This is a genomic window from Peribacillus sp. FW305-BF15 (genome assembly GCF_058783805.1).
On sequence record NZ_JBYSYV010000050.1, the window covers coordinates 1 to 11478 of the forward strand.

11 protein-coding genes are annotated in these 11478 nt (G+C 37.6%); 10 read left to right on the forward strand and 1 reads right to left on the reverse strand.

The features are described from left to right. Positions 1 to 155: 155 nt before the first annotated feature. From gpG to AC3WLU_RS26295, 4 genes are all read left to right on the forward strand, one after another. Entirely contained in the window at positions 156 to 518 is a 363-nt protein-coding gene (gene gpG / locus AC3WLU_RS26280) for a phage tail assembly chaperone G (protein WP_492598183.1), read from the forward strand. Positions 519 to 580: 62 nt separating this feature from the next. Then, complete coding sequence (gene gpGT, locus AC3WLU_RS26285) at positions 581 to 703, forward strand: phage tail assembly chaperone GT (RefSeq protein WP_492598193.1); 123 nt, start codon at positions 581 to 583, stop codon at positions 701 to 703. 32 nt (positions 704 to 735) lie between these two features. Beyond that, positions 736 to 4812 (forward strand): phage tail tape measure protein, encoded by a 4077-nt coding sequence (locus tag AC3WLU_RS26290; RefSeq protein WP_492598184.1) that lies wholly within the window; start codon positions 736 to 738, stop codon positions 4810 to 4812. After that, a complete protein-coding gene (locus tag AC3WLU_RS26295) occupies positions 4809 to 5531 on the forward strand; it encodes a distal tail protein Dit (RefSeq protein ID WP_492598185.1) in 723 nt (240 codons plus the stop codon). Before AC3WLU_RS26290 ends, AC3WLU_RS26295 begins: the two co-directional genes overlap by 4 nt. Positions 5532 to 5788: 257 nt before the next feature. Here AC3WLU_RS26295 and AC3WLU_RS26300 read toward each other — a convergent pair whose 3' ends face one another. Then, complete coding sequence (locus AC3WLU_RS26300) at positions 5789 to 6439, reverse strand: hypothetical protein (RefSeq protein ID WP_492598186.1); 651 nt, start codon at positions 6437 to 6439, stop codon at positions 5789 to 5791. 61 nt (positions 6440 to 6500) lie between these two features. On the opposite strand from AC3WLU_RS26300, the gene AC3WLU_RS26305 reads away from it, so the two are divergent. From AC3WLU_RS26305 to AC3WLU_RS26330, 6 genes are read left to right on the forward strand one after another with little or no spacing between them, the layout of a single operon-like run. Further along, positions 6501 to 8327, forward strand: a complete 1827-nt coding sequence (locus AC3WLU_RS26305; RefSeq protein WP_492598187.1) for a phage tail spike protein — start codon at positions 6501 to 6503, stop codon at positions 8325 to 8327. Beyond that, positions 8315 to 10114 carry a hypothetical protein gene (locus AC3WLU_RS26310; protein ID WP_492598188.1) on the forward strand — a complete coding sequence of 600 codons (1800 nt, stop codon included), beginning with the start codon at positions 8315 to 8317 and terminating at the stop codon, positions 10112 to 10114. The genes AC3WLU_RS26305 and AC3WLU_RS26310 overlap by 13 nt, the downstream gene beginning before the upstream one ends. A 12-nt stretch (positions 10115 to 10126) precedes the next feature. Continuing rightward, positions 10127 to 10555 carry a DUF1617 family protein gene (locus AC3WLU_RS26315; RefSeq protein ID WP_492598189.1) on the forward strand — a complete coding sequence of 143 codons (429 nt, stop codon included), beginning with the start codon at positions 10127 to 10129 and terminating at the stop codon, positions 10553 to 10555. Beyond that, complete coding sequence (locus tag AC3WLU_RS26320) at positions 10555 to 10776, forward strand: hypothetical protein (protein ID WP_492598190.1); 222 nt, start codon at positions 10555 to 10557, stop codon at positions 10774 to 10776. Before AC3WLU_RS26315 ends, AC3WLU_RS26320 begins: the two co-directional genes overlap by 1 nt. Positions 10777 to 10809: 33 nt before the next feature. Next, positions 10810 to 11127, forward strand: coding sequence for a hypothetical protein (locus AC3WLU_RS26325; protein ID WP_492598191.1), 318 nt, complete (start codon positions 10810 to 10812; stop codon positions 11125 to 11127). A 1-nt stretch (position 11128) separates the two neighbouring features. After that, positions 11129 to 11374, forward strand: a complete 246-nt coding sequence (locus tag AC3WLU_RS26330) for a phage holin (RefSeq protein ID WP_492598192.1) — start codon at positions 11129 to 11131, stop codon at positions 11372 to 11374. Positions 11375 to 11478: the final 104 nt, after the last annotated feature.

Consider the following 11478-nt stretch of genomic DNA (forward strand, 5'->3'; position numbering starts at 1 on the left):
AGCCCAGTAGATTACCGGGTTCATGCCCTCAAGGCTGCCTAAGTAAATAAAGTGTCTAACTTTTTGGGTTCACTTCAATAGGTGGTCTCTTTTATTTGTTCAAAAATCAACATTAATCTTTTACACAGCCCATTAGAAAAGGAGATGTTTTGGAAATGGCAAAATTAAAACGCAACATGATTGAATTGGTGAAACAAGTAAAAGAAGGCGAAATTGTTACAGAGAAATACCTAACTCCAATATTTATCCCCTTTTCCGTAGTTTATGAAGCGTTTGATCTTACAGAAGAAATGGATAAAGGTGAAGAAAATAAAAATTCTTTATCTGAAAAAGAAATGATTGATAAGTTGATAGATTTTGTAGCAAACAAGATTTATAACAAGCAATTCACAAAAGAAGAATTATTTAATGGCCTTCACGCACCAGATGCAATTGAAACCCTTCAAAGACAAATTATGTTTGTGGCGCAAGGTCAACAAACAGATGAAACAAAAAAGTTTTTGGCGAAGAAAGGTTAACGGATGAGGACTTTTCCCCTGCCAAACAAAAGGAATACATGGACAAGCTCATCCTTGACCTTATGAAAGAAGGGAAGGACGTCACTGAAGTGTTAAACATGCCTTTTCATTTTTTAATAGAAATCCTCTGCGAACAAAATAAGCCAAAACAGGAAAAATCCTTAATTGTCGCATTCGGAGGCTAGGGATTTTTTTGGTATGTGAAGGGGGGATGTTCATGGAAAAGATAGAAGGACTTTCGATAGGACTTGACCTTGATACCGTTGCTCTCAACCGTGGTCTAACTGGCTTAAAAGAAAAGTTAAGAACTGTAAACAGCGAAATGAAGGCCAACATGTCAGCATTCGACCGTGGTGATCGTTCTATAGGGAAATACGAAACACGTTTATCTGGTTTGAATAGGAAACTAGAAGTTCAAAAGGAGGTCACAAAACAGGCTAAGGTAGAGTATGAAAAGATGGTCAAAGAACACGGTGAGGGCTCCAAAGAAGCGGATAATGCTGCCAAAAGCTATAACAAAGAAGTAGCATCCTTAAATAACTTAGAACGCTATGTGGGTCGAACGCGTGAGGAATTTGAAAAGCTAAAAGAACAACAAAAAATTGCCGAATCTAGTTGGGGTAAGCTAGGTAAAAAACTTGAAGAAACAGGCACTCGTTTAACTAAAGTCGGCGATAGTATGAAAAGTACTGGAAAGTCCTTATCTATGTATGTAACAGCTCCATTGGTTGGTTTAGGTGGCATGGCAGTTAAGTCTGCAATTGAGTTTGAAAGTGCGTTTGCTGGTGTACGAAAAACAGTAGATGCCACTGAAGGCGAGTACAAAGTATTGGAAAAACAAATTCTTAACATGTCAAAAACATTGCCTGTTTCTGCAAATGATATAGCTGCTGTTGCGGAATCAGCGGGACAATTAGGCATTAAAAAAAGTAGTATTATGGATTTCACAAAAACCGTCATTGATTTAGGCGAATCGACTAACATGACGAGAGAACAGGCTGCTACCGAATTTGCTAGATTCGCTAACATTGTCAAAATGCCACAAAAGAACTTTGATAGATTAGGAAGTTCAGTGGTTGCTTTGGGTAATAACATGGCAACCACTGAATCGGAAATCGTGGATATGTCCATGAGATTGGCTGCTCAAGGCAGTCAAGTCGGTATGACTGAATCTGATATCATGGCTCTTTCTGCAAGTATGTCTTCCTTAGGTATCGAATCAGAAGCAGGCGGTACGGCGATGACAACCGTACTTAAAAAGATAGATAGTGCGGTTGGTTCAGGTGGTAAATCTTTAGAAGAGTTTGCAAAAGCGAGTGGAGTATCTGCCAAGGAGTTTAAAAAATCTTGGGAAAGTGATCCTGTAAAAGCTTTAGAAATGTTTATACAGGGGTTAAGTGGGTCTGGAAAAGAAGGAGAAAATTTAACTTCGATTCTAGGTGATTTGGGTATTAAGGGAATCAGGGAATCTGATACTATTTTACGATTGGCAGGAAATGCAGGGCTATTAGGAGAGGCTGTAGATTTGTCTTCCAAAGCGTGGAAAGATAATACAGCATTATCTAATGAAGCAGAGCAAAGATATGCAACGATGGCTTCTAAATTAGCAACCGTAAAAAACAACATCTTTGCCTTAGCTAAGGACATAGGGGATATATTAAGTCCATATGTAATAAAGGCCGCAGACTTGTTTAATGGACTAATTGAAAAAATGTCGGGTATGTCGAAACAAGGTAAAATCGCAATGGTAGTTCTTGGAGCAATAGTAGCTGCCATAGGTCCCTTATTAGTTGCAGGTGGGATGTTCATTGGAATTTTAGGACATACAGCAACAGGACTCGGAAAGCTCTTTCCATCAATCGCAAAAGCTGGTGGGTTATTAAAGTGGTTAAGGTTAGGGTTTACTGCTTTAACAGGTCCCGTTGGGTTAACCATTGGTATTTTAGCTTTATTAGCTACTGGTGTTGTCATTGCTTATAAAAAGTTCGAGCCATTTCGGAATGCTATAAATAAATGGAAAGATGTTTTTGTAAGTTCATTTAAAATTATTGCGGATTACTTTAAAAGTAAGATCTCGGAAATGAAAGCCTTTTGGGATTCAAACGGAAAACAATTACTCGATGCCTTCCGAAATATTTTTAATGGAATCTTGTTTGTGATCAAACCTATGATGCCGATACTTGAGGCTATCTTTAAAGTAACATTTAAAGTTATTTTGGAAATTGTAAAATCGGTTATCGGAAATATAAAAGGCGTAATAGACGGTGGACTAAAGGTCATCATGGGTCTAATACAAGTTTTTTCCGGATTGTTTACCGGTAATTTCTCAAAAATGTGGACAGGAATCAAGAATATCTTTTCAGGATCCATTCAGTTTATTTGGAATTTCGTGCAACTAATGTTTTGGGGTAAGGTGCTTAAAGGTATTTTATCACTAGGAAAATTAATGATTAATGCATTCAAGGGCATGTGGGGCAGTATAAAAAATGTCTTTTCTACAGTCATTAAGTGGATAGTGGATTTTGTAAAAAATCGATTTACTGCCATGAAAAATACAGTCAATACTATGACAACTACCATAAAAAAACTCATCTCTACCATTTGGAATGGTATTTTAAACTTTTTCAAATTAGTCATTAAATCGATTGTGGATTTAGTGAAAAGTCGTTTCACTAATTTGAAAAATAATATCAACACTATTTTCAGTGGGATTCGTAATCTGACAAAAACCATTTGGAATGCTATTAAAGATTCTATTTATACACCCATTAAGAATGCGGTGACAAATACCCTAAGTCGTTTTAGTAATTTGAAATCAAGTATATCAGGCATATTTGGTACGATTAAAAAAAATGTTAAGGGCTATGTTTCGGATATGGTCAACGCTGTAAAAGGTATGCCGCAAAAAATGGCGGATGGAATATCTAAAGGTAAAACTGCCCTTGCTAACGGTGCTAAAAAACTTGGTAATGGTCTGATCTCTGGTGTTGGATGGGGTGTAAACAAGGCTCTCGATGGTATAGATTGGGTTCTTGGTAAGCTAGGTTCTAAAAAGAGACTTGGTAACTGGGAAGTACCTCAATTTGCTAAAGGTACACCAAATGGTGGACACAAAGGTGGTCTTGCAAGAATTGGTGATGGTAATAAACATGAGTTAGTTGCTTTACCAAACGGTCAAATGTTCATATCACCCAACCGGGATACTTTGGTAAACCTTCCTAAAGGTACAGAGGTCTTATCAGGAGAGAAAACTTCACTGCTTTTTGGTGGAAGGGTACCGGCATTTGCAAAAGGAACAGGTGGATGGTTAGACAATCTTGTTTCTGATACTAAAAATGCCTTTAATAAAGTCAAAGACTGGGGAGCCGATATATGGGATTGGGTGAAGGATAAATCCTCCATAGGGAAATTGCTGGCAAATAAAATATCATCATATGGAATGGGGAATCTTTCTGGTATACCAACTGAATTGGCGAAAGGTTCAATTACGAAAGCAATCGATGCCGGTAAGTCAATGCTATTCGGTGAAGTTGGAGACAGTGGAGGTGCTGCTCCAGCAGGTAAAGGAGTAGAGCGTTGGAGGAATACAGTTAAGAAGGCTCTTGCAATGAATAAACTTCCTACCTCTGCAAATTACGTGAACGCTTGGTTAAGACAAATCAAATCTGAATCAGGCGGTAATGAAAAGGCGATCCAATCAACAGCTGTTAAAGATGTTAACTACTATAGCGGAAATCTTGCCCGTGGCCTCGTCCAAGTAATCCCGCCAACATTCAGAGCGTATGCATTTCCGGGTCATAAAAACCAAATGAACGGCTTGGATAGCTTGCTTGCAGGTATGAACTATGCTAAATCGCGTTATGGTTCTAATATGCTTAAATACATCGGTCATGGTCATGGCTATGCCACAGGCGGGCTGATAAACCATTCTGGTATGTATAATCTTGCTGAAGATGGATGGCCTGAATTCGTCATTCCTACTAACCCAAGCAAAAGGACAGATGCTATGAAGTTGTTGGCTTTGGCAGGGAAGACGGTTGATAAAGGGAACAAGCGACCTGGACAATTGCCGAATGTAGGCACTGCCAGTGTTGAAGGGGATAATGTGCTGCAGAAGTTACTCGAGGCCACACTTGAACAGACAAAGGTGCTTTTACAATTATTAAGCAAGGATCCAAACATCATTTTGGATGGCCCGTCGTTAGCAAAGGGGATTCATAATGAAGTGACCAAGTATCAGATACAAGAGAAAAGAATAAGTAAAAGATCGATTAAAGGGAAGGTGAGAAAGTGAAAAATTTTACTTTCAATGGTATATCGAAGCCATACCTCACAGCCCTAAAAGGTAGTAATAGACAGCCATGGGCTCCAATCGAGTGGACGTTTCAAGAGGTTCCAAAACGACCAGGGGCTCTTCCGATTATAAAGAATACGGGAGTAAGAGAATTACCTCTTCCTGTTTTTTTAAAGGCTGATAGTATGGAGGATTTACAAAAAGTAAAAGAGGATTTGGCAGAATGGTTAATCCATGACGAGCCAAAGCCTCTTATTTTTGATGATGAACCTGATCGGATCTATTATGCAGTCGTGGACGGAAGTTTTGATCCTGATGAAATATTGAAGTGGGGGCAAGGAGTCATTCCATTTATCTGTCCGGATCCATACAAATACGGAACAGAAAAAACAGTATCCGTCATATCCAGTGTGACCAACGAGGGGACAACACCTGCTAATCCTATTTTTACAGTGAATTTTACAGACAAAGCTAGTGAATTTAAAATCTCGCATGTGGAAAGTGAGGGATTTATCCGTGTGATTAATGGATTCGTTGCTGGTGATGTTTTGGTTATTGATTTTACAAAGCGTAAAGTCATCATTGATGACAATTTAAAAATGACAGCTTTAGATTTTAGAAGTAATTGGTTTAGCCTTCAAAAAGGGTTAAATAGACTAATATTTACGCCAAACGATGGAGCAACAATAACAATAAAATATAAACCTAGGTGGTTATGATATGAAATATAAAAGTGTTAGAGCGAGTGGGATTTAGCCAGAATCACAATTAGATAGAATCGAAAAGAAAATGGACAGTATCCTTGAACTATTGGAGAACTAGGAAATGTCCATTTCTAATTAAATTTCGAGGTGGTATGCATGTTAGACGATTTTTTGAATTTAACACAAGGACAACTTCTTATAAAGTTCTGGTGGTTATGGGTGCTAATTATAACAATCTCTATTTTGTCAGAAATTATTAATTTTAAGAAACACTAAACAACAAGACAAAACTTCACAAATTCTGCTCCGTAGTTTGATAAACGAACATATTCATGTAAAGAGTTATCTCTACCACCGTCAACAACATGAAACTCACCAGTGTAGCTTGTGATAAAGCCATAACTTTTCAGGCGACCAACAGAACCTACAATTGCGTATTGGTCTATATTAGGCTTGATCATATCATTGACTATAACAGTCCGATTTTCTTTAAATAAAACAACCATCATTTCACATTCTAGCAAAGTCATACTCGAAAGAGTGTCTAGAAAAAATTGCCGTTGGTCAAAACTTGCTTGGGTTGTGCTGTTTATCATTGAATGTAGAAAAAATCTCTGTAAACATTCCTTTTTATACTCAAGTGATTCCTGTTCAACTTTATCATTTATTTTTTCAATTAATGAGATTAGAACTTCTTCATCATGAATTTCGACTTTCGGAATAGGTCCATTACTTTGTTCTAACTTTGAAATTTTCTCTGTTACTTCTTCGTAAAAGATTTCTAGTCTTTGGAATCTTTTCTTACTTTTATACGATGAATAAAGGCTAGACAATCCACTACCTATAAAAGGAATAAAACTTAATCCTGTTTCCACAGTTGCATCACGAATGTCTTCTGATGAAAGTTTGTCTTTTTTATTCAAATTTTAATTCACTCCCTATCTATCACGATAGGAACATTCTACCATAAAAGGATGTGATAATTTGTCAGATTTATATATATTCGACCCATATGATAATCTGTTAGCCATCCTGTCAAATGAAGCTGAAAGAGCATGCCTGTTTTGGGATGCTCCTTTTAAGGAAGTACTCAATCAAGGTTCTACCTTTGAATTTACAGCCCAGGGAAATCATGAAGATTCGAAATATATAACCGCAGAAAATCAAGTCGCCTTTTTAGATAAAGACGGCTTTTTTCGTTTATTTGTCATTCGTGAGCCAGAAAGAACAGATGGTGAAGACGGTCCGATTATAACGGCGATCTGTGAAGCAGCTATGCTTGAGTTAAATGATGAGGTTATTGAAGATGTTCGGCCTTATAATGTCACGCTTAAAACAGCCATTACTAAAGCGCTGGAAGGTGTGAGGTGGAAAGTCGGAGAGGTGGCAGAGTTAGGTTTAGATTCCACGAATTTTTATTACGTGACACCGACTGAAGCAATAACCGAATGTATTAATACATGGGGTGGTGAACTTCGGGATCGTGTGGAAATTGAGGGGAATAGGATAACTGGTCGATACATCGACGTTCTACCTAGAAGAGGGGAAGACATAGGTAAACGGTGGGAAATCGATAAAGACATCCTTTCCATTACGGAAAGAGTCCAATCTTATCCTAAGACAGCTTTATATGGACGAGGTTCTTCTCTTGAGATGGAAGACGAAGAGGGAGAAGCTACCGGAGGGTTCACGAGAAAGATCACTTTTGCGGATATTGAATGGAAGGTAAAGAATGGTGATCCTGTTGATAAACCAAAAGGACAGAAGTGGGTTGGGGATCCCGAAGCTCTAGCTGCATTTGGAAGAGAAAACACAGATGGCACCCTAAGGCACCGAAAGGGAATATTTGAAAGTAGTGAACAAGAGGACCCTGCAGCCTTATTACAAGAAACATGGGAGGCCTTGCAAGAACAAAAGCATCCGATTCGCAATTTTGAGATGAGCGTTTTTTTACTTGAAAATATTATCGGATACGAGCATGAGAAAGTGAGATTAGGAGACACAACTGTTGCTTTGGATTACTCTTTTGCAAAGCCGATTGAGGTAGAAGAACGAGTCATCAGTTTTGAATATGACGTATCAGATCCGAACAATTCGGGTGTGGTTGAGCTTGGGAATTTCATTGACTTGCATTCGGATGATACCCGGCTTGATCAGATTGAATCGGAGTTGAATGATAACAAAGGGCTTTGGAATAACGGTGGGAAGAAGCCCATTACGGATGACAGGATTGAGAATGTCACCCCTTCTCAACCAAAAAATGTTATGGCATCTGGATTATTTCAACATGTACTAGTTGAATGGGATTTTGTTAATACCATTTCTATCGCTAATTATGAGGTCTATGCTTCTCAGATACAAGGATTTACACCTGACATTTCTAATCTTGCATTCCGGGGTAAAACCAGTATTTACACCCACCAGGCAAGTAACAATCAGCAATGGTATTTTCGAGTTAGGGCTGTGAATACACATGGTGTTGCAGGTCCATTCTCCGAAGAAGCCATGGCGCAAACAGCAAGGATTATTTCTGATGATATTTTATTTGGTCCAGAAATTGCTGAAGAATTAAGAGAATTGTCTAAAGAAGCCCAACTTCTAGCGGACGGAACGGTAGGTTTTAACATGGTCGCTGATGACGTTAAAACGCCGATTCAAAATGCGGTGGATCAAGCTAATCATGCCGTAATGAATGCAAATACAGCGACTAGCCATGCTCTGGATGCTATCGCTCAAGCCCAACTTTTTTTGATTCTGCAACAGACGCAATCAGAAAGGCTGATGATGCAACGGGTCAAGTGTCTGTTTTAAGCCAGACTGTTTTAGGTTTACAATTGACTGTGTCCGATAAGGTTAGTACTTCGCAATTTACCCAATTGGCAGGTGTTGTGGATACAAAAATTAGCACAGTGGATGCAGATGGTAAATTTGCTACTCAATCACAATTAACTCAAACCGCTAATAGTTTGACGAGTACGATTACTCAGGTTCAAAACAATTTAGATCAAGTAGAAATGACTACAACTTCACAAATATCTCAATTAGCAGACAATATTAACTTGAGAGTAAAAGAAAATGATGTCGTCAACCAAATTAATATATCAACAGAAGGTATATTGATAGACGGTAAAAAAGTTCATATCACAGGACAGACAATGATTGATAATGCAGTCATTGCTACAGCAAACATCAAAGATGCAAATATCACTACTGCCAAGATTGCTAACTTAGCAGTGGGGACAGCAGCCATTGCAAATGCGGCTATTACCAATGCGAAAATCGCCAATTTGTCTGTTGGCACAGCACAACTTCAAGATGCTGTCATTACCAATGCGAAGATTGCTAATGCATCAATCGATAGTGCAAAGATTTCTTCTTTGTCGGCTGATAAACTTAACGCTGGAGCAATTCGAGGTATTGATATTTTTGGTAGTAAATTCCGTTCGTCGGATGGATCAACAAACCTTGAAATTGTGGGCGGTAATGTTCGTCTAACACAGAATGGTGGAAGCTATGTAAATATGAATCCTAATGGCGTATATGGTTACAATTCAGGTGGATCGGAAAGATTCAGAATGGATAAGGGATTGGTAACAAGTGCGGCGCTAGGAACAAGTAATTCAAATGTTTATTTAGCACCAGATTCTACCAACGAAGTAAGGGTTGTGGATTTAGCTAGAATCCCTTCTGATGGGATAGCAGAAAACTATTCTTATAGACCTATCAGAGTTCAAGGTGTAAGGTTTGCTCCAAATGGGAATGGATACCTTGGGACAGAAGGGGAAATACGAATCACATCTAGTGGATTTCGACAACCTGATGGATCTTACATTTATAGACCTTTAAGAGCAGGTAACATCTACGGAACATCTTTTATCTCAACTACTACAAACGCATATATTGGAACAGATAATGAAGTAAGGTTCGTAAATAAAGGATTTATCGATGGTGATGCAAGTACTCCAACATATAGACCTTTGAGATCGGGTGACATAACAGCAGGGCATATCGCTTCTCATAGTGGGAATATGTATGTAGGTTCAGATGATGAAGTCAGGATCGTTTCAAGGGGCGGCTATAATGGCGGTAATATCACTTGGAGGAATTTACGATCTAACCTAGTTTATTCAAATTCAGTGGATATAAATACAGGAACACACGTTTATATAAGACCAACTTCAGGAGGAGAAGTAAAGGTAACGTCGACAGGAACAACAGGTAATTTTAGACCGATCCGGGCAAGAACATTTACTACTGATACATCAATGAGAGAAAACAAGAAGGACATTGAAGTGTTCAGTGAAGATTCTTTAGATGTATTCCGTAATGCACAAATATATACTTATCGAAGGTTAAATGATGATCAATTTGCTTTTAAACAATTAGGTATGATGATTGACGAAACACCTAGAATTTTACATGGTGAAGCAGGAGACAGTTTTGATCTATATGCCTTGACTGCATACATGGGGAAAGGCATTAAAGATATTATTACTATAACTGATAAACATGGTGAAGAAATAAACTGGCTTAAAATAGAGAACCAATATTTAAAGCAGAAAATAAAACAATTAGAAGATAGCATGGGTGCTGCTTAGGAGGAATATAGTATGCAAGTAAAAGTCCAATATAAATATGTTATCGAAGTAATTAACTTTCTATCAGAAATTAGTTTAAAAGGGAAACAATCTATACATCGTACCCGTTTTATTAAACTATTAAGTGAGAAGCTTAAACAAATATCTGAAGAAGAATTGGAACTAGTAAAAGAGTTTGCAGGTGTAGATGATTATGGCAATCCAAAGAAAAACAAAGAAGGTAATTTTGCCATTGAAAACGCTAACGAATTTTTAAAACAACAAAAGGAATATTTTCAGGAATACTACATTATTGAGGGAGGGGATGCCCATGGAATGATTAAAACCATGAAAGGGATTATCGAGAATTACGATAAAGAGGTATCAGGTAAAGAGGCAGATACGTTTGAACACTTGTACACGGCCTTTGAAAACTCTAAAGAAAAGGGAGAGGAAGAATAATGTTGGAAATTCAAATAACAGCAACTAATATCCGTTATGCAGATGGTGGGATTTCTTCCGTAAATGTGCAATTCCAGAGTAAGGATCCAGAGGGAAGTATCAATCTTAATGGTTACATTCCGCTAACTACTGAAGAGTATCAAGGGAACGAAGCCCTTTCAGCATTAACGGAAGTTGCGAGGACAAAAATAATTAATCGATTGCAACCAAAAGCCGAATAGGGCTTTTTTATTTTATACAAACGGAGTGAAAAAATGACTGTTTCCATTGGTGTATTGATTACGATTATTGGTTTATTTTGTACATCCACCGGAGTTGTCCTTGGCTTATTAACACTTAACAGAAATAAAAAAAATGATTTCAAAAGTAGTGTCGAAAATGATGCAACAGAATCTGCAATCATTAGAACAAAGTTAGATAATATTGGTAAATCAATTGATTCAATTAGGATAGATTTTAAAGCAAGTGATCAACGTTGGACTGCATTATCAGAAAGAGTAATTCGAAATGAAGAAAGTGTCAAACAAGCTCATAAACGAATTGATAAAATCGAAAACAAAGGGGAGTTTTGAAATGGATAAAATAAAACAATATGTAGCAATGATTGGCGGTGTCCTAGGGGCACTGCTTTTATTTTTTCAGGCATTAGGGTTTGAAATATCGTGGTTTAATGAAAATACAATAGCTGCCTTTCTGAATGTTTTATTGGCTATAGTTCCGTTAGCATTTGCTTTATATGGAATTTATAAAAACCAATATTTACTTACAAGAAAAGCTTTAAATCAAGAAAAGGCTTTAGAAAAACAAGGATTAAAATAAGCTGCCCATCGGGTAGCTTTTTATTTCAAATTAAAAGGAGACGATGGAAATGAACTTTATTAAACTTCCTCAATTAGTCGATAGGAGAGGCAAATTAAAATCAA